Origin of the sequence: Streptomyces sp. NPDC057249 (assembly GCF_042669245.1) — a bacterium.
Taxonomy (GTDB): Bacteria; Actinomycetota; Actinomycetes; order Streptomycetales; family Streptomycetaceae; genus Streptomyces.
The window spans coordinates 352,500-376,845 of sequence record NZ_JBHUXS010000002.1 but is presented as its reverse complement, the minus strand read 5'-3'; the positions used below and the strand labels follow the sequence as shown (position 1 = coordinate 376,845).

The 24,346-nt window shown below is 71.4% G+C and carries 13 protein-coding genes; 4 read left to right on the top strand and 9 right to left on the bottom strand.

Translation table 11 applies throughout. The features are described 5' to 3' along the window. Nucleotides 1-2: 2 nt before the first annotated feature. From ACFUJY_RS05255 to ACFUJY_RS05245, 3 genes are all read right to left on the bottom strand, one after another. Nucleotides 3-698 (bottom strand): L,D-transpeptidase, encoded by a 696-nt coding sequence (locus tag ACFUJY_RS05255; RefSeq protein ID WP_383294769.1) that lies wholly within the window; start codon nt 696-698, stop codon nt 3-5. A gap of 100 nt (nt 699-798) precedes the next feature. Further along, nucleotides 799-2,958 (bottom strand): SpaA isopeptide-forming pilin-related protein, encoded by a 2,160-nt coding sequence (locus tag ACFUJY_RS05250; protein ID WP_383294767.1) that lies wholly within the window; start codon nt 2,956-2,958, stop codon nt 799-801. Nucleotides 2,959-3,085: 127 nt separating this feature from the next. Then, the gene (locus tag ACFUJY_RS05245; RefSeq protein ID WP_383294764.1) at nt 3,086-4,324 is read right to left on the bottom strand and encodes a ThuA domain-containing protein; all 1,239 of its coding nucleotides are present in this window, start codon (nt 4,322-4,324) and stop codon (nt 3,086-3,088) included. Between the two features lie 401 nt (nt 4,325-4,725). On the opposite strand from ACFUJY_RS05245, the gene ACFUJY_RS05240 reads away from it, so the two are divergent. Together ACFUJY_RS05240 and ACFUJY_RS05235 are read left to right on the top strand one after the other, a co-directional pair. Continuing rightward, complete coding sequence (locus ACFUJY_RS05240) at nt 4,726-6,864, top strand: RICIN domain-containing protein (protein ID WP_383295401.1); 2,139 nt, start codon at nt 4,726-4,728, stop codon at nt 6,862-6,864. A 15-nt stretch (nt 6,865-6,879) separates the two neighbouring features. Further along, nucleotides 6,880-8,271 carry a ricin-type beta-trefoil lectin domain protein gene (locus ACFUJY_RS05235; RefSeq protein WP_383294761.1) on the top strand — a complete coding sequence of 464 codons (1,392 nt, stop codon included), beginning with the start codon at nt 6,880-6,882 and terminating at the stop codon, nt 8,269-8,271. 25 nt (nt 8,272-8,296) lie between these two features. Here ACFUJY_RS05235 and ACFUJY_RS05230 read toward each other — a convergent pair whose 3' ends face one another. Beyond that, a complete protein-coding gene (locus ACFUJY_RS05230; RefSeq protein WP_383294758.1) occupies nt 8,297-9,259 on the bottom strand; it encodes a helix-turn-helix domain-containing protein in 963 nt (320 codons plus the stop codon). Between the two features lie 190 nt (nt 9,260-9,449). On the opposite strand from ACFUJY_RS05230, the gene ACFUJY_RS05225 reads away from it, so the two are divergent. Then, nucleotides 9,450-9,980, top strand: coding sequence for a putative immunity protein (locus ACFUJY_RS05225; protein ID WP_383294755.1), 531 nt, complete (start codon nt 9,450-9,452; stop codon nt 9,978-9,980). A 19-nt stretch (nt 9,981-9,999) separates the two neighbouring features. Here ACFUJY_RS05225 and ACFUJY_RS05220 read toward each other — a convergent pair whose 3' ends face one another. From ACFUJY_RS05220 to ACFUJY_RS05200, 5 genes are all read right to left on the bottom strand, one after another. Then, nucleotides 10,000-11,424, bottom strand: a complete 1,425-nt coding sequence (locus ACFUJY_RS05220) for a lamin tail domain-containing protein (RefSeq protein WP_383294753.1) — start codon at nt 11,422-11,424, stop codon at nt 10,000-10,002. 381 nt (nt 11,425-11,805) lie between these two features. Continuing rightward, on the bottom strand, nt 11,806-14,079 hold the full coding sequence (locus ACFUJY_RS05215) for a UvrD-helicase domain-containing protein (protein WP_383294751.1): 2,274 nt from the start codon (nt 14,077-14,079) through the stop codon (nt 11,806-11,808). Continuing rightward, entirely contained in the window at nt 14,076-21,047 is a 6,972-nt protein-coding gene (locus ACFUJY_RS05210) for a DEAD/DEAH box helicase (RefSeq protein WP_383294748.1), read from the bottom strand. The genes ACFUJY_RS05215 and ACFUJY_RS05210 overlap by 4 nt, the downstream gene beginning before the upstream one ends. A gap of 106 nt (nt 21,048-21,153) precedes the next feature. Beyond that, nucleotides 21,154-21,792: a hypothetical protein gene (locus ACFUJY_RS05205; RefSeq protein ID WP_346171113.1), complete on the bottom strand. Its 639-nt coding sequence runs from the start codon at nt 21,790-21,792 to the stop codon at nt 21,154-21,156. Further along, nucleotides 21,789-23,084, bottom strand: coding sequence for an AAA family ATPase (locus ACFUJY_RS05200; RefSeq protein WP_383294745.1), 1,296 nt, complete (start codon nt 23,082-23,084; stop codon nt 21,789-21,791). Before ACFUJY_RS05200 ends, ACFUJY_RS05205 begins: the two co-directional genes overlap by 4 nt. Before the next feature lie 215 nt (nt 23,085-23,299). On the opposite strand from ACFUJY_RS05200, the gene ACFUJY_RS05195 reads away from it, so the two are divergent. Next, nucleotides 23,300-24,346, top strand: a complete 1,047-nt coding sequence (locus ACFUJY_RS05195; protein WP_383294742.1) for a beta family protein — start codon at nt 23,300-23,302, stop codon at nt 24,344-24,346.

Genomic DNA, 24,346 nt, shown 5'->3' with positions numbered 1-24,346 from the left:
CGTCAGCCGGCGGTGCCGGGCTTCACGCCCCAGACGTATACGACGTCGTCGAGCGCGAGCAGATCCCACAGCTTCGCGGCGTCGTCCACCGTCAGGTTGACGCAGCCCGCCGACCCGCCGCCGTCGTACAGATCGCCCGGGTGCCCGTGCAGTGCCTGACCGCCGTCGAAGAACTGCGAGTACGGCATGGGGGCGTCGTCGTAGAGGTCGGAGACGTGGTCGCGGTCGCGCCAGTAGATGGTGTGGCGGCCCGGCCGCGTCTCCTGCGCGTCGCGGCCCGTCCGGATGGGCACGGGCCCGAACACGACCTTGGTCCCCTTCTGCACCCACAGCAGCTGGCGGTCCATGTCGACGCAGGTCACCCGGCCGCTCTCGACGGGGCAGTTCCCGGCGGCGTTCGGGTCCGGCGCGGCCTCGACCACGAGCATCGCGCGGTACGTTCCGAGGTCGGCGAACCCGTCCGGGTGCGGGCGGCCCCGCTCGGTCTGGAAGGACCGGATGGCCCGGCAGTCGGCGTCGGACTGACGCCCGTCCACGGGCCGCCCGAGGTGCTGCTCCAGCTGCCGCTGGTACGGCCCGGCCGGCGCGGTGCACGCGGCGTCGCGGCCGGGGGAGGCGGCCGAGGGGGCCGCGGTGCAGAGCAGCGCCAGCGCCGCCGTGGCGACGGCGGCACCGGTGAGGCGGTGGGGACGGGACACGGCCGGACCTCCTGCGGGATCAAAGGGAGCGGTGTGGTGCCGAGCCAATCAGCACGAACGCCCGGCCGCCCACGCGTGGGCGGCCGGGCGGGTGACCGCGTCAGCCGCGAGCGGCCTTGTGCGTGTCGTCCTTGCAGTCCTTGCCCTTGCACGGCTCACCGCGGTCGTTGGCCAGCTCCACGGTGACGCCCTCCTCGCTGTTCTCCTCCGTCACCTCGAACGGCCCGGAGACGGGGTTCGCCGGCAGCACGTAGCCCTCCGGGACGGCGATCTCGCGCAGGTAGTACTCACCCAGCGGCAGGTCGTCGAAGGTGCACTGCCCGTCCTGGTCGGTCGAGCAGCCCGCGTCCGCGAGGGTGTCGGGGTCCGCCCCGTCCGCCTGGAGCCCGGGCACGTCGTTGCTCTCACGCCACAGCTCGAAGACGGCCCCCGGCAGCGGCTCCCCGTTCTTCGCGTCCGTCTTGTCCAGCGTCAGCGAACCCGTCACGGGCGGCACGGGTGTCCGGCTGTTGACGGCTTCGGTCTGGACGCCGTCCTCGGCGTTGTCCTCGGTGAGGGTGAGGGGTCCGAAGACGTCGGGGTCGGGGAGGTCGTAGCCGTCGGGGGCCTCGGTCTCGCGCCAGTAGTAGGTGCCGGGGATCGTGGTCGTGGTGCAGATGCCGTTGGCGGGGGTGGTGCAGTCGGAGACGTGGGTGTCGGGGTTGATGCCGATCGTCTGGAGGCCCGGGGTGTTGTTGGTCTCGCGCCACAGCTCGAAGTCGGCCCCGGCGAGCGGGGCGCCGGTCTCGGCGTCGGTCTTGCGGACGCGGACCTCACCGGTCACGGGCGGTACGGGCGTGCGGCTGTTGACGGCCTCGGTCTGGACGCCCTGGTCCGCGTTGTCCTCGGTCAGGACCAGCGGCCCGAAGACGTTCGGGTCGGGCAGCTCGTAGCCGTCCGGAGCTCCGGTCTCGCGCCAGTAGTACGTACCCACGGTCGTGGTGTCGGAGCAGACGCCGTCCGCCGGGGTGGTGCAGTCGGAGACGTGGGTGTCGGGGTCGGCACCGTCGGTCTGGAGGCCGGGCACGTCGTTGGTCTCGCGCCACAGCTCGAAGTCGGCCCCGGCCAGCGGGTCACCCGTCTCGGCGTCGGTCTTCAGCACGCTCACCGCGCCCGTCACCGGCTGCGGACCACCGCAGTCCGGGAGGTCGCCGTCGAAGGGGTAGGCGTGGAACTCCACCCCGGCGTTCTCGCTGGTGTGGGTGAGCGAACCGGTGGTGAAGAACCTGCCGTTCATACCGGGCAGGGTCACGGTGCTCATGGACGCCTGCTCGCCCACCAGGACGCTGCCCTGGAACTGCCCGGACCCGATGAAGGACGCCGTGGTGGCGTCGGGCAGGTTCCACAGCAGCCGCTCGCGGTACTGGCCCAGCGTGTCGCTCCCGCTGGTGGTGTTGATGACCCGGTTCTCCCCGATCACGTTGACCAGGACCGTCGCGCCGGCGGGGATGCCCGTGAACTCGATGGACTGGCTCCCGTTGGGGGAGTTCGGGTTGACCAGGTCGAAGTCGACGTTGAACACCTGGAGGCCGGACGTCCCGTCGCCGGTGAACAGCGTCCGGTAACCCTCGTTGACCGCCGTCCCGGTCGGCGTCCGGAGCTCGCCGTCCGGCCGCGCGTAGCACCGGCTGGCCGCCGTGAGCTCGTCGCGGAGGCCCACGTACGGGGCCGTCGCGTCGTCGTCCTGGACGGTCCTCCCGGTGACGGTCCCGGTCAGCGCGCCCGCGTAGCGCACGGTGCCCACCTCGTTGACGAGGCCGCCCGTCGTGTCCAGGGTCTGCCCGGCTGCGATGGTCACGTCCCCGCCGGCGGCCAGGAAGTCCGAGTCGACGGGCGGCGCGACGCGCGACCCCACCCCGACGATCCCGAGGTTGTACAGGCCGCCGGTGATCGGGTCCTTGTTCTGGTCGAAGTCGTCGAGCACGACGACCCGGCCCTCGGCCTCCGCCGCACGCCCCCGGACGAGGAAGTCGTCGCCCACGAAGATGTTGACGGCGTCGTCCCGGCCGGCGATGTCGCCGTTGTTGACGTCGGGGAACGGGTCCGGGCACTCGCCCGGCACACACGGCCCGAGACCCCCGGGCAGGGTGGCGGCGGCGGCCGGCGTCGCGCCCAGGCCGAACGTGAAGGCGGGGACGACGGCTGCCAGGACGGCACAGGCCGCACCCGTGGTGCGGGCGCGCGAGCGCAGCGTGGCCAGGCGCTTGGGCATGGGTTTCATGGCGGCATCCTGGGCGGCCCGGGTCTCCGCTCCGCGCGCGCGACACGAGGCGTTGGCCCATGCGGCGGGGCGGGGCCACCCGGACGGAGGGGCGACCCGGCCGGCCCGCCCCGGCCGGCCCGCCCGGTCAGGCCGGGCCGGTCCAGAGCTGGTTGGCGCTGCCGTAGCAGGTCCAGAGCTGGAGCCGGGTGCCGTTGGCCGAGCTGGGCCCGGTCGCGTCCAGGCACTTCCCGGACGCGGGGTTCACCAGCTCGCCGGTGCTCCGGTGCCGCCAGACCTGCGCCCCGGTGCCGTTGCACGCGTAGAGCTGCACCGCCGTGCCGTTCGCGGTCCCGGCCGCGGCCACGTCCAGGCACTTGCCGAGCGCCCTCAGCGTGCCGTCGGAGCCGGCCGTCCACCGCTGGGCGTCGGTGCCGTTGCAGTCGTAGAGCTGCACCGCCGTGCCGTCGGCGGAGCTCGCCCCCGCCACGTCGACGCACGTGCCGCCGTAGCCGGTGATCCGTCCGGTGGGGCCGTCGTCGGGCGGGGTGACCGGGCCGCCGTCCTGCCCGGCGGCCCAGGCGATCTCCTGGAGCAGCAGCCGGTTCTGCCGGTCGCCGGAGAAGGTGGAGGAGAGGGCGGTGTCCGTCGCGTAGTCCATCGCGTTGTGGCCGAAGTTGTTGTAGACCATCCGGTAGTCGCGGTTCGACCACACGATCGGGTAGTCCCCGCTGTACCACGTCTGGTCGGGGTCGGTGCCAATGGGGAACGTCGAGGGCGCCATGGACGCGAGGACGTCGATCGCGGGGTTCTTCCGCAGGTCGTTCTGCCAGCTGTACCACTCGCTGACCGACGAGGTGATGGTCGCCGGGAGCCCCGCCGTCGCCGGGTGCCCGGGGTCGTCCACGCGCAGCGTCTCCTGCGTGGGGCCCCAGGTGTTGGAGCGGAACCCGCCGGTGCCGAGGAAGGTGTCGTGGTACCAGGGCCAGTCGCCGGCGTCCGTGGTGAACGCGGACACGTGGAAGCCGACGAACCCGCCGCCGCCGCGCATGTACGACTGGAACGCGGAGCGCTGCGCGGCGGTGTGCGGGTAGTCGTCCAGGAACATGACCACCTGGTAGTCGGCCGGCTCGGTGCCGACGAGCCGGTTCCAGTCGGTCGTGGCGGTGTACGTGAAGCCGTGGGCGGCGCCCTGCTGGGCGAACCAGGCGTTCGCCTCGTGGTCGAAGCTGATGTGCGCCGCGTCGTAGGTGCCGTCGTAGAAGGCCAGCACCCGGAACGTTCCGGCGGCGGGGGCGGAGTGCGCCGGGGCGGTTTGCAGGCCGAGCACGAGCGCGGCGAGGGCGAGGAGCCGGAGCAGGAGTGCGGTGCCGTGTCTGACGCGCATGGGGGACTCCAGAGAGGGGCGGCGGAGCGCAGCGGCTGAGCAGACCGGAGTCTGCGCGTGTACACGACACCCCGTCAAGATATCTGTCAGGAAACTTTCCTGGCAGAAAATCGCGCACCCCTCGAACACCGCACGTCATCACACCTGACCTGCCCCTTCAGAAGGCGTACGGCCCTCCTGCGGGTTTCCATGGGCGCGGCCCGACTGCCTACAGAAGGTGAAGTGCCGGTCCGTGCGCAGGGGTTGACGAGTGGTCGGCGGCGGGCCTAGCTTCACGGCTTGAAATAAGCCGGACCGTGCCACCTGTCATGCACCTGACCCCACCCGGCGCCCCCACCACAGGAAGGCCCCCCATGCCGAGACCACCCCACCGCCGCAGACGGCGGGCCGCACCCCTGGCCATGACGGTGTCCGCCTCGCTGGTCGCCGCCGGGGCGCTCGTCGCCCTCGGCACCGGCACGGCGGGAGCCGCCACACCCGGTGCCCTGACCAACACCGGCAACGGCAAGTGCCTCGACGTCACCGACGGTTCGACCGCCGACGGAACGCCCGCCCAGATGTGGACGTGCTACCCCGGCAGCCAGAACCAGAGCTGGACCCTGAACAGCGACGGCTCACTGACCGCGAAGGGCAAGTGCCTGGACCTGGCCGCGAACGGCACGGCCAACGGCACCGCCGTGCACCTGTGGACCTGTTACGGGAGCGTCGCCACCCAGAAGTGGCGGCTGACCTCCGCCGGTGACCTGGTCAACACTGCCGTGGACAAGTGCCTGGACATCAAGGACAACAGCAACGCGGACGGCGCCCGGCTGCAGATCTGGGACTGCGCGGGCACCGGCAACCAGAAGTGGAGCTTCTCCGGCGCCGTGGACCCGACCGACCCCACGGACCCGCCCACGGGGAACAACCCGGACCTCGGCCCGAACACGGTGGTCTTCGACCCGTCGATGTCCGCCTCGTCCATCCAGTCGAAGCTGAACAGCATCTTCAGCCGGCAGCAGTCCAACCAGTTCGGCTCCCAGCGCTACGCGGTGCTGTTCAAGCCGGGCACGTACAGCGCGGACGTCAACGTCGGCTTCTACACCCAGGTCGCCGGCCTCGGCCTGTCCCCGGACGCGGTGAACATCAACGGGGCCGTCCACGCCGAGGCCGACTGGTTCCAGGGCAACGCCACCCAGAACTTCTGGCGCGCCGCGGAGAACCTGTCCGTCACCCCGAACGGCGGCAGCGACCGCTGGGCCGTCTCGCAGGCGGCCCCGTACCGCCGCATGCACGTGCGCGGGAACCTCAAGCTGGACGACGGCGGCTGGTCCAGCGGCGGCTTCATCTCCGACTCGAAGATCGACGGGCAGATCCAGTCGGGCAGCCAGCAGCAGTTCCTGACCAAGAACAGCAGGATGGGCTCCTGGTCCGGCTCCAACTGGAACATGGTCTTCGTCGGCGACCAGGGCGCCCCCGCCCAGTCCTTCCCGACCTACACCACCGTCGCCTCCGCCCCGGTCAACCGCGAGAAGCCCTTCCTGTACGTGGACGACGCGGGCGCCTGGAAGGTGTTCGTGCCCGCCGCGCAGACCAACGCCTCCGCCACCACGTGGAGCGGCAGGACCCAGGCGGGCTCCTCGCTGCCGCTGGACGACTTCTACATCGCCAGGCCCGGCGCGAGTGCGGCCGACATGAACGCCGCCCTGGCCGCCGGCAAGAACCTCCTCGTCACCCCGGGCGTCTACCACCTCGACCAGACGCTCGACGTCACCCGCCCGGACACCGTCGTCCTCGGCATGGGCCTCGCCACGCTCATCCCGGACAACGGCATCACCGCGCTCACCACGGCCGACGTCGACGGCATCAAGATCGCGGGTGTCCTGGTCGACGCCGGTACGACCAACTCCCAGACACTGATGCGGATCGGGCCCGACGGAGCGTCGGCGAACCACGCCGCCAACCCCGTCACCCTCAACGACGTGTTCTTCCGCATCGGCGGCGCGACCGTCGGCAAGGCCACCCGGTCACTGGTCGTCAACACCGACGACACGATCATCGACCACACCTGGATCTGGCGCGCCGACCACGGCAACGGCGGCACGGTCGGCTGGAACACCAACACCGCCGACACCGGGCTCGTCGTCAACGGCCGGAACGTCACCGCGTACGGCCTGTTCGTGGAGCACTACCAGAAGACCCAGGTCATCTGGAACGGCAACGGGGGCCGCACGTACTTCTTCCAGAACGAACTGCCCTACGACCCGCCCGATCAGAGCGCCTGGAAGAACGGGAACACCGACGGCTACCCGGCGTACCAGGTCGGCTCGGCCGTGACCAGCCACGAGGCGTGGGGCCTCGGCAGTTACGCGTACTTCAACGTCAACCCCTCGGTGGTCGAGGACCACTCCTTCGAGGTGCCCCAGACCTCCGGCGTGAAGTTCCACGACATGGTGACCGTCGTCCTCGGCGGCGCCGGAACGATCCGCCACATCATCAACAGCACCGGGGCGACGGTCACGCCCAGCAGCAACGTCGCGTACCTCACCACCTACCCGTAACCGGAGGGAACCCCCATGCCCGTATCCCGCAGCAGATGGCTCACCGCCCTGCTCGGCGTCGTGCCCCTGGCCGCCGCCGGCCTGGTCGCCACGGCCGCCGCCCCCGCATCCGCCGCCGCCAGGCCCGGCCCCGGCTTCCCCGCACACTACGCGGCCCCGTACGCGGAGATGTGGAACAGCCCGTCCAGCCTGATGAACGCGTACAACGCGACCGGCAACAAGTACTACACCCTCGCCTTCATCGTCAGCCAGGGCACCTGCAACGCCACCATCAACGGCGACACCCCGGTCACCGACTCCGGCTGGAACAACGCGATCAACAGCCTGCGCGCGGTCGGCGGCGACGTCATCGCGTCGTTCGGCGGCGCGAGCGGCAGCGAACTCACCTCCTGCGGCTCGGTGTCCGCGATGCAGGCCCAGTACAAGAAGGTCATCGACCAGTTCAACCTGACCCGCATCGACCTGGACATCGAGGGCAGTACCCTCGACAACACCGCCGCCAACGACCGCCGCAACCAGGCACTGGCCAACCTCCAGAAGGACTACGCGGCCCAGGGCCGGAAGCTGGACGTCGACTTCACCCTCCCGGTGAGCCCGAGCGGCCTGGAGTCCAACGGCATCGCGCTCCTGAAGAACGCCAAGAGCCACGACCTCGACGTCAACCTCGTCAACATCATGACCATGGACTACGGCCCCGCCATGGACATGGGCCAGGCCGCGATCAGCGCCGCGAACGGCCTGCACGGCCAGCTCGGCCAGATCTGGACCGGCAAGTCCTCCGCCGAGCTGTGGGCGATGGAGGGCAACTGCCCGATGATCGGAATCAACGACACCGCCGCCGAGGTCTTCACCGTCCAGGACGCCCAGGAACTCGAAGCCTTCGCCGCGAGCAAGGGCATCCAGGAGCTCACCTTCTGGTCCCTCGGCCGCGACAACCAGGGCGAGAGCGGCACCCCGCAGAGCACCTGGCAGTTCACCAACACCTTCAAGGCCCTCACGGGTGGCGGCGGCCCCGTCGACCCACCGGCCGGCACCACCGCCATCAAGGGCTACGGCGGCAAGTGCGTCGACGTCGCCGGCGCCAACAGCGCCAACGGCACCAAGGTCGACCTCTACACCTGCAACGGCACAGCAGCCCAGCAGTGGACCCGCACCGGCGACACCTTCCGCGCCCTCGGCAAGTGCCTCGACGTCACCGCCGCCGGCACCGCCAACGGTACGAAGGTGCAGCTCTACGACTGCAACGGCACCGCCGCCCAGTCCTGGACGACCGGCGCCAACGGCAGCCTGGTCAACTCCGGTTCGGGCAAGTGCCTCGACGTCACCGACTGGAGCACCGCGGACGGCAACCAGCTCCAGATCTGGACGTGCGGCGGCACGGCGAACCAGTCCTGGACCCTGGTCTGACCGGCCCGGCCCGGCGCGACCGGCCTCACCCGCGCCGGTGATGCTGATCGCGCCAGGCCCGTGGCGACACCCCGTACGCCGCCTTGAAGACCTTGCTGAAGTGGGCGGCGTTCAGGAAACCCCAGCTCCGCCCGATCGCCGCCACGGTGCGCGCCCGCCCGGCCGCCCCGGCCAGCTCCCGCTTGCACGCATCCAGCCGCTGGGCACGAATCCAGTCCCCGAGGCCGATCCCCGCCCGGGACAGCACGGTGTACAGATGCCGTACGGAGACGCCGTGCGCGGCAGCGATCCGCGCCGCCGACAGATCGGGCTCGGCGAGATGCTCCCGGATGTAGTGCGTGATCCGCAGGGCGAGCGTCGCCTCCATCGGCTCCTTCGCCGTCCCGGCGTCCGCGTGCCGGGATACCAGGACGGCGCGCAGCAGCTCCACGCTGGGCGCCAGCACGGCATCGGCACGGTCACTGCGGTGCAGCTCGTCGCTCCGGGCGAGCTGCGAGAAGTACGTGTACGCCAGCCGCGCGAGCGGGTCCCCGGCGCCGAACGTGAGCGTGGTGGTGTCCCGGATCAGCCGGTCCGGCAGCGCCAGCACGGAGAGGGGCAGCCGCAGGAAGTGGTGGTCGACCCCCTCGTCGAAGAGCAGGGTGTACGGGGCGTTCGACCGGAACACCGCGAACTCACCGGGCCCGACGACGCATTCGCGCCCGTTCTGCGCGCCCATCCCGGTGCCCGTCACCTGGAGACTGAGGAAGAGCGAGGGCTCCTCATCCTTCCGCACCAGCTGCCCGGTCCGCCGCAACGTCACCGCCGTCGACCGCGCCGAGCACACCCGCAACGGCCCGACCGCCCCCACCTCCATCCGCGCCCTGATCTCCCCGTCGGGCGCCCGGTGATCGATGTCCACCGGTACCACGGAGTCCCACACCGCGTGCCGGATGATCTCCTCCCGGTCCTGCGGCGGTATGTAGGCGGTGTCCAGCGCCGGACTCATGCGCGCCCCCTCGACATGAACGGTCCGGGACGAGTGTGGAGTACACGCTCCCACCGTGCAACGGCTGTGACGCACGGGGGACATGAAGACTCTTACCGGGCCGCCATGAAGGGGGCGCGACGCTCACGCGCGATCGTACGGTCAGGACGATCCGCGGACCCGCGGGACCGTCCGTGCGACGATCATCGGCATGACGAGCGACTTCGAACTGTCCATGGACGAGCTGAGAATCGTCGCCCGCTACGTCACCGAGGCGGCACAGGACGTCCTGCCGGTGTTCGAGGCCGCGCATCCGGGCGACGCGCGGCCCCGGGCCGCCGTCGCGGCGGCCCGGGAGTTCGTCGGGGGCGCGCCCAGGACCCGGCTCCAGCGCCTCACGTCGACGGACGCCCACCGCGCGGCCAGGGAGGCGGCCACGGAACCCGCCCGCCTCGCCGCGCAGGCGGCCGGCGACGCGGCCTCCGCCGCCTACCTGCACCCCATTGCCAAGGCCCACCAGGTGGGCCACATCCTGCGGGCCGCGGCGAACGCGGCCCGCATCGCGGAGATCGAGGCGGGGGAGGCACCCGAGGCCGCGGCCGGGGTGCTCGAAGCGGCGCGCGAACGGGCCGCCCCCGCCCTGATCGACGTCCTTTGCCGCTACCCTCCCGCACCCGGCGGCAGGAGCCGCCCCGCGCGACTCATGGCCGCGCTGGACGCCTCCCTCCGCCGGGCACCGTGACCGCGCGCCGCACCTGCGCTCAGCAGCTCACGGTGCCCCGCCGCAGGGCGTGTCCGCCGTCGTTCGCGTCGTCGGACCAGTACACCGGCTTCGACCCCGCCACGCACTCGTCCGCGTCGGCCAGGGCGAAGCCCTCGTTGTTGTAATCCGGCATGCCGCTCGGGCGGTTGTACGTCGCGCTCGGGGCGAACGCGCCCGTCGCGTCGACCGCGAGGGTCTGGTGCCGGCCGTCGCAGGTGTCGTCGCAGACCGCCCAGAGGCGGGACGCCTGGGGCTCCCACTGGAGCTCCATCACGCCGGACAGACCGCTGGCGAAGGCGGCGATCCGGGTGTACGCGCCGGAGTCGCCCAGGACATAGCCGTACACCATGCCCGTGCCCTCGACGCCGACGAAGAAGACCCCCCCGCCGTGGGCGCCGTAGCGGGCCGGGTCGTACGCCGTGCCCGTCGACGCGTCCTCGAAGCCGGCAGCGGTCAGCGCGCTGTCCGGGACCCGGGTCACCGCCTCCAGGCCGAGGTTGGAGCCGGTCGAGGGCAGATCGGAGGTGAGGTTCCACTCCTTGGTGGCGGTGAGCGACGAGCCCGAACCACTCACGTCGTACCTCAGCACCGACAGCCGGCTCGTGCCCGAGGCGTCCCCGTCGCGCTCGCTCGCGACGAAGATCCCGCCGGCGGCAGCGGTGACCCCCTCACTGTCCGGGCTGCCGGAGCCGCTCGGGAAACGCAGGGTCTTGCCGGAGGACCAGCCGTTCGCGGTGTTCGGCTTCCAGCCCCCGGACCCGTCCGGCACCAGGCGCCACAGCCTGCCGCTGTTCTGCGCCGCCCACAGCACCCCGCCGTCCTGGTAAAGCCCGCTCAGGTCCTCGCCGAACACGTCCGAGCCGTCCGCCGCGGCGACCGCACCGCCCCCGGGCCAGGCCGCGGGGGCCGTCGGGCCCTCACCCGTACCGCAGTCGTTCGCGGCGCCCAGCGTCACCGAGTCCGCCTGCCCGAACGCACCCGTGCCGTCGGGGCAGCGCGACCAGGACGGGTCCGCGTGCTCGCTCCACGAGAAGCCGTCCACCTGGGTCCGGCCGTCGGCCAGGTACAGCCGGGCCCGGTCGTCCGAGCCGAGACCGAACGCGCCGCTGACGTCGAACGCCCGGAAGCCGCCCGGCGCCAGCGTGGTTCCGGAGGGGATCTTGTACGTGTGGTCCTTGTCGTCGTCCTTCAGGACCCAGCCCGACACATCGACCGGCGCGGTGCCCCTGTTGTACAGCTCCACCGAGTCGTCGACGTCGCCGGTGGTCACCACCTCGTTGATGCGCACCTCGTCCGCCGCGGCCGCGTGCGCCGCCGGCACACCGGTCAGCGCCCCGGCGGCCAGCAGCGGCACGGCGACGAGGAAACGGGCGAGGGCGCGGGGCCGCCGTCGGCGGGAGGGCCATGTGGTCACGGAATCCATCCTGGGGTAGTCGTCGGGCGAGCGGCCCGACGCTCCCGGCCCAGCCCGAACGGGACGCCCTCCTGCGGGAGGCCGGCTCGCGAACGCCGGGCGAATTCTGCGGAGGCCTCCTGCCCCGACGCCGCCGGAACACGATCGCGCCCGCCCCGGCCCGCACGCGCGAACCGGGGCGGGCGCGGGCCTCGCCGGCGTGGCTCAGATGTCCCGGAAAAGACTTGGCGGTTATGTGACCTGCCACGATCCGTCTTCCTGAGTGACTGACCTGGGCAGATCGTCTTTCGACGGGTTTCACGGTCGTGCTCGTTGACTCGGCCGAAAGTCCCAGAGAAGTCCCAGAGGGCACCCACCGGGCGTGTTCGTGGGCTCTCGCCCAGCTCCGCGCTACTCCTGTTGCGTCAGCCCGGGGCCCAGGAACGGACTGGGGTTGCCGTGCCAGAAGACATCCACGCTGTCCCGAGCCCTGGTGGCTGCCACGAACAGCAGCGACCGGGCCCGCTGCATCTCGTGGCGGTACCTCACCGGGTCGCTCGTACGCAGCCGGCTCACCGCCTCGCGCGGCACCAGGCCGTCCGACACGCCCGCGATGATCATCCGCTGGTATTCGAGTCCCTTGAACCGGAACATCGTGCCGATGTGCACGCCGCCGTCGCCCTGCGGGCCGTCGGCACGGATCTCCACCGGCCGGATTCCGTGCGTGCCGAGCGTGTAGCCGATCTCGGCGGCCATTTGGTTCGTCGGCACACAGATGGCGATCTGTTCGTGCGGAATGGCCAGATCGGGGTCGGCGTCCCAGCCTGCGATGAGGGCCGCGATGCCTTCCCGCTCGGCGGCCCAGTCCGGGTAGGAGTGCCCTGACGGCTGCCGTCCGCTGAGTACGGACCGGTAGCCCGCCAGCGTCTCCTTGTCGCCGTCGAGGTCGTCGTAGTCCGTCTCGCCCAGCACGTCGAGCGCGGAGCGGAGAATCTGCCGCGTCGTGCGGTAGCTCAGGCTCAGCTTCGACGACCGGCCCCGGATGTTGATGCCCAGGCTGCCCAGCGTCACCTGGTTCTTGTAGATGCGCTGATGGGTGTCGCCGACCAGGAACAGGTCGTCCGCCTCTCGGGGCGCCATCGCGCGCAGCATCTTCCAGTGCGCCGGGCGCAGGTCCTGGGCCTCGTCCACCACGATGTGCCGGTACCGGTAGCGCAGCCAGCCGCCGGAGCCGTCCGCGACGTGGATGTTGTCGAGACCGCCGGCCTCCTCCCGCTGCCGCACGAGGGAGAGGATGCGCTGTTCGCGGCCCATCTCCAGCCGGGCGGCGCGCTCGGCGACCTGGTCCCAGGTCTGGCGTCCGAGCCGGTCCAGGCGCTGGGTGAAGCGTTCCGCGAGCTGCCAGATTGCGGCGCGCTCGCCCCGGGTGACGTTCCGGCCGCGGCCGGCCCGCCGGGCGCGGAAGTAGTCGGTGCGTGTGGCGACGGCCTGCCCCAGGATCACCTGGGTCCATTCGTCGTGCAGGAAATCGGGGTCCCAGCCTTCCTCGCCCAGCTCGTCGAGCAGCGCCCGCCATTCCCGTACGGCCTGGCTGTCGTCCATCACTTGCTTGCCGCTGCCCGGTTCGGCCTCGCGCACGATGCGCAGCGCCAGCTGGTCGACGTGGCTGACCTCGACCCGTGCCAGCAGCTCCTCGCCGCCCAGTTCCAGCAGGCGGGAGCGCAGGTCCGCGGCGAGGTTCTTGTTGTAGGTGGTGAGGAGGATCGGCTTGTCGCGGCCGGGCGGCAGCTGCCGCACCAGATGACGCACCCGGTGCAGGGCGACGATGGTCTTGCCCGTGCCGGGACCGCCGCCGACCCGGGCCGGACCCGAATAACGCCGTTGCACGAGCTTGGCCTGAGTGGGATGGAGGAAGACCTTCCAGCGGCTGAAGTCGCCGCCCTCCAAGGCTTCCCGGAGCGCCTCGTCGGAGGTGGTGACGACCGTGGCCGGGCGCTGCGCCGCGGCCTGGAAGTCGTCGGGGTCGACCGGCTCGGCGACGGCGACGGGCGTCGTCACCTGGTCGAGGACCTCGTCGTACGCCTTGCCGTCGAAGAGGGCGAGCAGGACCTCGCCGGTGAGCTGGGGCGCGTACTCGACGAGGCCGAGGAGCTGGTCCTCGGTGGTGAGCGTCCGGATGACCGGGAGCAGCGGCTCGGCGACGCCGAGCTCCGACAGCTGGGCGTCGGTCCAGAACGCGAAGAGCTCCTGCGGCTTGGCCGTTTCGGGCGCGGGAGCCTCGGGTGCGGTGGCCTCGGGTGCGGCCGGCGCCGACGCGGGCGGGGCGGGAAGCCGGCGGAGGACGCTCTCCTCCACGACTTCCAGGTCGACGTACTCGATGCCACCGGTGACCTGGTTGACCTGCGCCGACAGCCGGTCGTAGACGTCCTTGCGATGCTTGACGGAGACGATCAGCCAGTCGTCCTCGGCGAGCCGGATCAGCAGCGCCCGGTAGTCGTCGCTGACGCGCGCCGACCACAGCCGGCTGTCTCCCTTGAGCTGCTGGAGCTTGAGGCCGGTGGTGTGCGGGTTGGTCTTGAACTTGTGCTGGAAGTCGAAGAAGGCGCCCTTGACCGTGCGGGGGAGCTTGAGGATCTCCTTGTCGGCCTTGTCGAGCAGGCGCAGCGTCACGCCCGAGGCGGTCATCGTGTGTGCTCCCCGTCACTGGTGCTGTCATGGTTCGTGTCCAGGCCCCGTCCGAGCAGCCGGGCGGCCAGTTCGGCAGCGTCCCAGGCCGTCGCCGTACGGACGTCCCAACCGGCCGCCGCGAATGCCTTGTCCCGGTCCGCGGCCTCGTGGTCAAGTTCCGGGCCGTCGTCGCGGGCGGCGAGGACCACGCCGACGCGAGCCGCGGGCCACGCAAGTTCGGCCTGCCAGCCCCGCTCGTCGAGCTCGTGACCGTCCTCGGGCGCGGGCACCCCGGCCTCCGCCAGGGACAGGGCCAGCTCGGCCAGGCCCGCCTCGTCGGGGTCGAGGAATTCGAGCACCGGGTCCCAGCCCGGGTCCCGGCCGGTCACCGTTGCCCCGACCGGCTCGGCGGCCGCTGCCGTCACTCCGGCGGAGGCCGCGGCAGCGGCGACCGCGGCCGTCGGCGTGCCGTCCCGGACGGCGCCGACCTCGACCGCCGCCGCCTCGGCCGCGACCGGCGCCGACTCCTTCCGGGGAATCTCGGTCCTGGCGGACTGCAGCCATCCCTCGCCGCCGGTCACGGTCAGCGCTTCGGTGGCGAAGCCGTCGACGAGGCTCGTGGTGAGCTGGGCGCTGTCGCCGCCCCCGTGGTCCAGGAACTGCAGCACGTTGCTCCAGTACAACCAGGCCCGCCAGCGCCTCCGGTGGGCCCGCGCGTCGGCGATGGCCTCGGCGCTGTCGTCGAGCACGGTCAGACCCGTCCACACCGGCGGGGTGCGCCGGCCGTCCGCGGCCAGGACGAGCCGGCAGCCGGAGGCGTCGGGTCCGTACACCAGCCGGACCGGTCCCGCCTGACCCGTGACCGTACCGCCGCCCAGCGCCGACAGCAGGGCCGTCCCGAGGCCGTCCGTCCCGAGGGCGGCGGCGCGGACGCCGGCCGCGCCGATGAGTCCCGCGGCGGCGGCTTCGGCCCGCCGCTGCCAGCGTGCGGCGTCGGGCGTGCGCAGATAGGCGAGCAGGAGCCGGGCGGGGTTGACCCAGACGGCGTCGGACAGTTCGCCGGGCAGTCCTCCGCCGATGCGGCTGTAGTAGTCGCGTGCCCGGTTCTGCGCGTCCGCGGGGTAGGGCTGCCAGACCGGGTTGGCCGGGCCCGCCGCCGCGTATCCGGTGTCCCGGACGCGCTCGCGCCATTCCTTGACGTCGTCGTACGACAGCTGGAACACCCGCAGTCCCTCGCTGCGCAGACCGGTCCGCTTGGTGGCGTCGTCGGCCAGCCGGTTGTGCTCGGGGGTCGCGTGGTAGGCGAAGCCGTCGAGGTACACGGCGACGCGGGGGCCGGGCGCGTCGAGGCGTTCGAGGAGTATGTCGGGCCGGGTGCCGTCCAGGGCGCGCTGCTGTGAGACACGCCAGCTCACCGTCGCCCCGTCGTCACCCGTCAGCCGCAGGTCGAGCGCGTACGTGCCGGCCGACGTGGTGTACGCGTCGGCGGTGGCTCCGGAATCGGCGAGCCTCGACCACTCCTGGAGCGTCTCGATGAACAGGATCTCCAGATCGCTCTCGGCCTGCCGCTCCAACCGGATGTGCCGGGTCGTCGCGACGGGAGAGGTCCGCCAGCGCGAACCGTCCTCGCCGATGAGGTCCTCCAGCATCTGCCGCACCTCGTTGCGGCTGACCTTGTCGTAGTCGGCCGCAGGCACGCGCCGCAGCAGGCACTGGTGGCAGCCGTCGAGACCCTTCTCGCGGCACCCGCAGTCCTCGATGACGTCTCGCGCCTTGAGCAGCACGTCCCGGAAGCCGTCGGCGGACGCGAGCCGGTGCAGGTAGCCGGTGCCTCCGGGGAGGCGGTCGTAGACCACGAGGAAGCGCCGTGGCCAGTCGGAGCCGTCGGCGCCCAGGTGGTCGGGCATCGTCGCCTCGGCGATGTCGATGTGGTCGGGATCGCCGCCGTACTGGGCCGCGATGCCCGCGAACAGCGCCGCCGTGAACGACGCGAGGCGCTCCTTGGCACGGGCCACGGATGCGGGCAGCAGGATGCGCACCGCCTCCGTGGTGAGCTCGTGCGCGAGCAGCAGCGGCACGTCCTCCCCCTTGCCCTGCTGCTCGGCCGGTCCGGCTGCCGGTGCTTCCCTGGTGCGGCGGCGCGGACACCACAGCAGGTGGTGGGCGGCGGCCGCGGTGCTCGCCGCGCCGGAGTCCGTCAGCGCGTGCTGGGGCACGTCCACGACCGGACGGCCCTCGGCCGTCGCGCCGCCGCAACCGGTGCACACGTAGAAGGGGTTGAGCCGCACGTCCGCGCTGGCGAGCGGCACGGTGCTACTGCCCTCCTCCCGGTCGAGACCCAGGTTGAGCGTGCGGATCTTCGCGTGCCGGGTGAAGTCCACGCCGAAGACGGCCGTCTCGTGCCGCCACGACCCGGGGGTGATCCGCTCCGGGTCGACGTCGACCGTCGTCAGCACCGCGTAGTGCCGGCGGTCCCGCTCGTCGCGGTCGTCCCGCACCCGGGCGTCGTCCCGCTTGTCACGGGAGACGACGCGCCGCGGCTGGAGCACGTACTGCACGCAGCCCGCGTCGGCGATCTCCCGCCCGCCGCAGCGGGGACACGGGCTGGTGTCCTTCCTGGCGTCGTGCGTACGGACGTACCCGCACGCCGGGCAGAGCCGCCACTCGGCCCAGGCCCGTCGGTCCGGGGTGCCCACGTCGAGGGCGCGCACCACGTGCCGGTAACCGTTGACGTAGAAGCTGTTCCCGGGGGCCAGTTCGGTCAGGGCGAGCTTGCGGGAGCGCTCGTAGTCCCGCGTCTCGCTGCGGTACACCCGCTTGGCCGGGTCCCCCGCGGGGTTCTCCGGCCGGGTGTCCTCCTCGTCGTCCGGCGTCTCCGTCCAGTACAGCGTCGCTTCCAGCTGCGTGGTGGTGTCGGTGAGGCTGTAGTTCGGCAGCAGTCCGAGTTCCACCAAGGTGCCGTGCGCGCTCGACTGGCTGAGTTCACGCAGCAGGTCGCCCGCGCTGCGCCGTTCGGCGAGCAGTTCCCGGCGTTCGCGGTCCTGGACGACGTCCGTGCGGACCAGGTGCTCGGCGGCCTCGTCGATCGCGGCGATCCGGCGCCGGAGCTCCTCGCGCCGGCCGGTCCAGTCCTCCTCCGCCTCCTGCAGCGCCCGGACGATGCCGCCGGTGGCGTACGCCCTGAGCTCGTCCGCCGCGTACGGCGAGACGCCGCCGTCGGCATCGTCGCCGTCCCCCGGGAACAGGGCGAGGAACTCCTCGACCAGCGTGGCGCCGTGGGTCTGTGCGGCGTCCGCCAGGTCCTGGCACCAGCCCGTGGTGCCGAACAGGGCGGAGGACAACCGGGGCACCGGCGGCAGGAGTTCGCCGTCGGACGTCCGCAGTCCGCCGCTCGCCGCGAGGTCGAGGAGCCGGGCCGTGTACTGGCGGCGCAGGATCTCCACGGCCGACAGGTAGCAGCCGGGAGGAAGGATCGTCCCCGCGATCATCTCCGACGGCTCGTCCAGGTAGTACAGGTCGCGGGCGCGGCGCCCGCCGAAGGCGACCACCAGCGCGTTGCCCGTCCGGCGTCCCGCGCGGCCCGCCCGCTGCACGTAGTTGGCGGGGCCCTTGGGCAGGGAACCGAGCAGCACGGCGGACAACTCGCCGATGTCGATGCCGAGTTCCAGCGTCGGCGTGCACGACAGCACGTTCGGGTCGGTGTAGTGCGTGCCCGCCTTGAAGCTGCGCTCGACGCGCTCCCGCTCCGGCCTGGTGAGCATGCCCGTGTGCTCTGCGGTGACCACCCGGAACGTCCCGCCGGTCAGGTAGAGCCGGCGATAGTAGTCGCCGGTGTAGTCCCGCTCGCGGACCGCCGAGCCGAACCCGGAGGTACTGGACCCGCTGCGCGGCATGCCCGCCTGGGGCGGGGTCAGCAGTCCCTTGCACCGGTAGCGCGGGCACGGGTGCCCGTACCAGCGGGTGCGGCGCTCCGGCGCCACCACCTGCTGCCAGCCGCAGTCCTCGCAGCTGACGAACGCCTTGTTGACGACGGCGTCGTCGAGCAGTCGTGCCTCAATGTGCCCCGGCTGCAGTCCGTAGAGCCGTGTCTGCCGGTCCCGGGCGGTGCGCACCGCGAGGACCCGCTCGTCGGCGAGGGCGGGCAGCAGCCGCCGCAGGTACTCGGTGGCGCCGGCGGCGTCCAGGCCGAGACAGCGGCGGGTCCAGTCCTGGTACCAGCCCAGCCGGCCGGTGATCGCGTCGAATTCCGACCTGTCCTTCTGCCCGTCCAGCAGGAAGCGGGGCGGAGCCACGCCTTCGGGGAACGCGGGCATGCCCTCCGGCCTGCGGCCGGAGACGAGGTACCGGTTGGTGCCGGCCTCCTTCATCCAGGTGTCGAGCCACCGATGGTGCACCGCACCCCGCAGCCGCAGCCGCTCCAGCAGGCCGCGGACGTAGGCGAGGTAGCGGTCGGGCGTGGGCAGTCCGCCGGTGACGAGGAGCTGGCCCGGCAGGGCCAGGTGGATGTCGCGGGCGAGCGCCGTGACGCGCTCGGGGTCCGCGACGACCACTTCGGCCGCGGCGGTCCGCGTCAGCTCCAGGGTGCGGCCCATGCGGCTGCGCAGCCCGAACTCCATGACGGTGGCGAAGGCGAGACGCTCGCCGATCAGCTTCCACGTCCGTGCGTCGCCGGTGCCGCGTCCCGACAGGAGCCGGTCGACTCCGGGCTCGTCGTGCAGGTCGGGAGGCACGACGGCGGCCAGCGCCTCGGGGTCGTCCACCGACTCCAGGACGTGCCCGATCAGGTCGTTGAGCGCGGTTGGCGCGCCCGACTCGTCCAGGTTGTGGGCGAGCAGCGAGCGCAGCGAGAACTTGTACGAGGCGTTCGCGACGTATCCGGCGCGGTGGGCCGCGTCCTGCGTGGAGTCGTTGAAGAGCAGCGTCTTGCGCTCCTCCGGTACGAGCGCGATGTCGCCGCCCGTGAACAGCTGGGTGACGGTCGCCGAGGCGAGCGCCGCCTGCGCGGTACCGAGGAACCGGATGCTGTTGTCGGTGTGGCAGGCCGGGCAGCGGTCGTCCTTGGCGGCCCGGTCGGCCGACTTCTTGTCGAGCACGGCCAGGGCGAACCAGGCGTCGATCAGGTCGCCCGCGTCCGACGGCGTCGGCAGCCGGTAGGTGCCCTGCCCGCCGTCGAGGACCACCACCGACAGCGGGTCGACCCCGCCGCCGTCCGACGGACGCGCACCGGTCAGCGCGTCCAGCGTCTGCTGCCGCTCGCTCTGCGTGGCGGCGATGAAGTAGCGCAGGCGCCGCTTGTCCCGGCCCACGGACGCCCGCCAGATCCGGTCCTGCGCCATGACCAGCCGCTGCGGGTCAGCTTCGGGTGACAGCGCGGCCCAGCCGGAACGGCCGCAGTTGCGGCAATACACCGCGGGAAGATGCACCTCGGCGGGCCGGACCGCGGTGTCCGCCCCGGGCAGCGGCTGCGGCCGTGCCGAGGGCGACGGCCAGCCGCCGGACGATCCGTCGGACTCCTCGTCACCGGCCGGGGCGGCGTGCAGCGCGGCCCGGCGCGCCGCGGTGCGGTCGTCTTCGTACCAGCGGAACTCCGGCGCAGCCCCCACGCCCCGCAGCACCCGGGTGACGGGCCGGACCCACAGGTGGGCCTCGATGTGCAGCAGCGGCCGGGGCCGGCGCTCGTCGGACTCCGGGTCGCGCGCCGCCGACAGCAGGGCGACGAACCGCGATAGCGCCTGGAGCACGAGCTGCGGGTTCTCCCGCGCGGTGCGGCCCCACGCGTACCCGAAGCGGGCCAGCCGGTCCCGCAGCCCCCACTCGTCCAGCGGATCCCCGCCGAGCAGCGACAGCACGCCGTGGGTGAAGTCGTGGCGCTTGAGCAGCCGTCCGATGCGAAAGGCGTCGAGGCCGGAGCGGCCGAGCAGCCGCTCCGCCAGCCCGTCCAGGTCCACCAGATCGGGCTGGGCCTCCACACCCGGACCGCCCGAACACGTGATGACCTCCTGCGGTGTCGGCGGCTCGGGCAGCTCGTAGTCCACGGCGCCCGTGAATTCCTCGGCCGACATCCGCTCCTCGCCGACCACCGCGTCGGCCGGGAAGGGCATTCCGAACACCCGCGACGCCACGTCGAGGATGCCGCCGGCCTCCTTGCCCGCGGCGTCCGCCGGGCCCTCGCCCAGGGTCGCCGAGGTCGCCACCGGACAGATCGACCCGAGCGGCCGGCCCGGCCGTGACGCACCGGTCGCCGCTGCCAGCCGCCGCAACAGCATGGCCACGTCGGTGCCCTGCGCCCCGTCGTACGTGTGGAACTCGTCCAGCACGACGTACGTGAGGTCGGCGCCTTCCCACAGGGAGCGGTCCTCGCCGCGCTGGAGCAGCAGGTCGAGCATCTTGTAGTTGGTGATCAGCACGTCCGGCGGCGACACGCGCATCTCCTCGCGCCGGGTCATCACCCGGCGGAAGTCCGTGTCGGGCCGGTCGCCGATGTACAGACCGGCCGTCACCTGCGCCAGTTCCGGCCGCGCCAGGTAGTCGCCGATGCGGCCGGCCTGGTCGGTGGCGAGCGCGTTCATCGGGTACAGCAGGACGGCCTTGACGCCCCGGTTGCCGCGCGCCCGCTCGCGGCGGCAGTGGTCGAGCACCGGGATCAGGAACGACTCCGTCTTGCCGGAGCCCGTCCCGGTGGTCACCAGCGTCGGCCGGGCCGGACCGTGCAGCGTGGACAGCCGCGCCCACGCCCGGGCCTGGTGCCGGTACGGGGCGAAGCCGGGGAACCCGGCCGTCCACTCCAGCTCCCGCTGCCAGCCGTCGTCGGCCACGTGGAACGGCGTCCGGATCCGGAGATACGGCCCCCGGAAGATCCCCGTCTCGGGATGCCCGAGGAAGCGCTCCAGGGCACGCCGGGTGCCCTCGTCGGCGAGGGCGTACGTCGTCGTGAGGTACTGCGTCAGACTGCCGCGCAACTGGGCGGCGGCCATGGTGGGCTTCACGACGGTCCCCTTTTTCTTGCCGATGCCCTGATGATCGATACCACCGTATAAGGAAGCCGATCCCTACACTGACGCCCCTCTGCAGGAGAGGAGCGGTGGAGGTGACCTACGTAGCCCAAGTGGCCAATTCTGCAGCAAAGTCCCGGAATGACCGATTGTTGCCCTTGGGTTTAGCGCTGACATGGCCGTTCTGTACGGCTGCCTCCATGATCAGCGGCGAGTCGGATTCGCGATACGGAGGCTTGCCCAGGTGTCGTCGCAGATGTTCCTTGGGATTCGGCACATACGCGAGGTCTCTGCGGCAGTCCTCGGGGCGCATCGCCCAGCCTCGTCGCACCTTCGGGAAGGCGTCGGGGAACTGCATTAGCCACGCCTCCATCTCCACTGCTGCCAATGCCAGAGCGGACGGGCAGGGCAGGCCGTTGGCCAGTTGAGCAGAGACCCGGGCTCGGACTCTGTCGTAGTTTTCGTCGGCCACACCGTCGAGGTCCGCATGGACAACGACACCGGCCAGTTCGGCCTTGCAGTCCTTCGCCTTGGCCAGAGCATTCTTGCGGAGGGTCTCGACGCGAGGGCTGAGCTGATTGATCGCCGCCGCCAGCTTGATCTTGTCCTTGATCATTTCGATCTTCGGGCACGGACCGGGATGCAGCGCGCGTATCAGATGCCGGAGAACCTCGCGGTCGTTGTCGCTCTCGCCGGCGACGATGATGACGGATGGGGGCTTCCGAGACCGCTGATTCACAGGGCGCCTCCCAGGGACCCGGAGTACCAGAGGTTGCCCATGGGCTCGTACTCTGACTCCTCGATCACTTCACGTAGGTCCTTGAGCCTGCGGGCGGGGATGACGGAGGCTCCATTGGGGCCGCGCTCACAGGGGACGAACTCCTCGGGCTCCAGCTCGCTGACGAAGACAGGTGAATGGGTGGTGACCAGGTACTGACTTCTCTCGCTCGCCTCGCGGAGTCGCTCCGCCATCAGGCTCAAGGCATGCGGATGGATTCCGTGGTCGATCTCTTCGATACAGGTGAGGAGCGGAGGGTTCGGATCATGGAAGATCGCGAGCATGCACAGGATACGGACGGTGCCCCAAGACGCCTCCGCCAGGCGGGTTCGACCTCGTAGCCCATTCTCTTCCAGCTCCACCGCGGTTCGATGCGACACGAGACCGGGCGGGTCCACGAGATGGATGTTCCGGATCTGAGGAACCACCTTCCGGACGTCCTCGACAAGCAGCTCCCAGGCGTCCCCGTCTTCCTTGAGCCCGCGCAGGAAGTCGGCCAGGTTGGCGGCGTCGCTTCTGAGGTGCCCGCCGGACTCGCTGATGCCCCACGGCTTGCGGGCGAGCCTGACGTCCGGGTCGAACACACGGATCCGGGCGAGATGATGCCGTACGTTGCCAATGGCCCTGGCCGACGGGCTGTCTCTGTGAAGGGGTAGTGCCCGATCGCCCTGCAGGGCGGAGGACAGTCGACCGATCTTGGCCGTCCCGCACGGATGGTCCGCCTCAAGCGGGCTGTCGACTGTTAGTGCATCATTCGTCAGTCCGACCGTGGTCTCGACACCCTCCAGCGGATGCTGGGTGAACCGCTCACGCCGGTACATGGTGTGGCTCTGCCGGGAGCCTTCCGGCAGCCGGCGGCGGTCGATGCTCAGCTCGTACCGGTCGGGCTCGTCCTCCGAGGCGAAGTCCGACCAGATGCCCTCGATGCCGACCGATATCCGCGACACCGGCCTCGGGCCGCCGCGGAAGGCCAGCACATCGAACCCGCCATGGGTGTTCAGCGCCGGTTCGATCCCCTCACGGGAAACATCGCCCAGGAAGTTCAGGGCGTGCAGGACGTTCGACTTGCCCGCGGCGTTGGGTCCGACCATGACCGTCAGCGGGCCCATCGGCAGCTTCACGTCCGTCAGGGTGCGGAAGTTCCGGACCGTCAGTGCGAGAATCCGGTGGTTCAAACGCGTGCCCAATCGTGGAGCAGCCGGGCGCAGCACGGCCGGTGTCGACAAGCGGTGCCACGGCAGACGCACGGTCATGTACGTGCAGACGTCGTGGGGTTCGGCTGCCGAGCTTCACGAACAGTACCTCGCTGGTCACAGCGCTACCAGGTTCTTGAACGTTCCAGCCAAGAAGGCTGAAAAGGCGTCATTACGCACAGCGGCGATGCGGCGGATCCTGAAGCAGCGAGCAAGAAGGAACGAGGGAGAAGCGCGAGGGAAGAGGACGCGGGCCGAGCCGAGGGGGAGCCGCCATGTCCGGACCGCTGTACGTTCCCGTCCTGCCGACGAAGCCGCACGCTCGTCAGGCGTACCGGCAGCTGAGTCCAGCTGTACAGGTGGCTGTCGTGCCGCTGTGGAACCTTCCGCCCCGTGCGGGCCTGCACCCTGACGTACTCGCCACCGATGTGCGACAGGACGTACGCGACGTGAGCAGAGTCCAGCGCCACCATCCGGCCTGGGTCGACGCCCCGTTCGCCGACGAGGCACAACTGTCTGTCCTGGCTGATGTGTTGTCTGCGGACGCCGAAGTGAGTCCGCTGCGCCCCGTGACGGGTCCCGAGCGTCCTGAGGGGCATCAAGCCGCGACGCTGGAGCACGCTCGGTCCACGGGGAACGGGCTCGCCATACGGGTGATGATGCCCGGTGAGTGGGACGACGCCGTCGGTCATGACGTCCGTGATCTGGTCGCCCGCGTCGATCCCGCAGTCGAGGCGGACCTCCTGCTCGACCTGGGCGCCGTGCGCGCCGACCGGCCCGACGCGGCGAAGGAGTCTCTGCGCGCGCTCGACGCCTTGGTACCGCTGATGCCGTGGCGGACGGCCGCCGTCCTGGGTGGCGGCTTCCCCGATGTGACGGCCCGACTCCTGGAGCACGGCACGGCTGTGGAGCCCCGCTGGGACTGGCTCGCCTGGCGCGAGCTGACCAGCAGCTCCCGCGAGTTCGTCCGCCGGCTTGTGTACGGTGACTACGGCATCGACTCCACCCGCGGCATCACTCGCGGACCCTCCTCCGGCAAGGGCGGTCCACCCTGGGGCGTACTGCGATACACCACTGACGAGTCGTTCGTCCTCATGAAGGTGCCGACGCGAGGCGACGACCGGGCCGCCACCATCCGGGCAGCCGCTCAGGAGGTCCTCGCCTTACCGGACTTCCGCGGCACGACGGCCGGCGCGGGCGAGACCTGGCTGCGCGACTGCGCGCGAGGCCAGGGCCCGCAAGGTACCGGAAACGCAGCGGTCTGGCTGCAGACGGGCAATGTCCAGCACATGACGTACGTTGCCCGAAGCCTGCAGCCCTGA

Coding starts and splice junctions, on each gene's coding strand:
- ACFUJY_RS05250 (WP_383294767.1), bottom strand. CDS start 2,958: ATGAAACCCATGCCCAAGCGCCTGGCCACGCTGCGCTCGCGCGCCCGC.
- ACFUJY_RS05245 (WP_383294764.1), bottom strand. CDS start 4,324: ATGCGCGTCAGACACGGCACCGCACTCCTGCTCCGGCTCCTCGCCCTC.
- ACFUJY_RS05240 (WP_383295401.1), top strand. CDS start 4,726: ATGACGGTGTCCGCCTCGCTGGTCGCCGCCGGGGCGCTCGTCGCCCTC.
- ACFUJY_RS05235 (WP_383294761.1), top strand. CDS start 6,880: ATGCCCGTATCCCGCAGCAGATGGCTCACCGCCCTGCTCGGCGTCGTG.
- ACFUJY_RS05230 (WP_383294758.1), bottom strand. CDS start 9,259: ATGAGTCCGGCGCTGGACACCGCCTACATACCGCCGCAGGACCGGGAG.
- ACFUJY_RS05225 (WP_383294755.1), top strand. CDS start 9,450: ATGACGAGCGACTTCGAACTGTCCATGGACGAGCTGAGAATCGTCGCC.
- ACFUJY_RS05220 (WP_383294753.1), bottom strand. CDS start 11,424: ATGGATTCCGTGACCACATGGCCCTCCCGCCGACGGCGGCCCCGCGCC.
- ACFUJY_RS05215 (WP_383294751.1), bottom strand. CDS start 14,079: ATGACCGCCTCGGGCGTGACGCTGCGCCTGCTCGACAAGGCCGACAAG.
- ACFUJY_RS05200 (WP_383294745.1), bottom strand. CDS start 23,084: ATGACCGTGCGTCTGCCGTGGCACCGCTTGTCGACACCGGCCGTGCTG.
- ACFUJY_RS05195 (WP_383294742.1), top strand. CDS start 23,300: ATGTCCGGACCGCTGTACGTTCCCGTCCTGCCGACGAAGCCGCACGCT.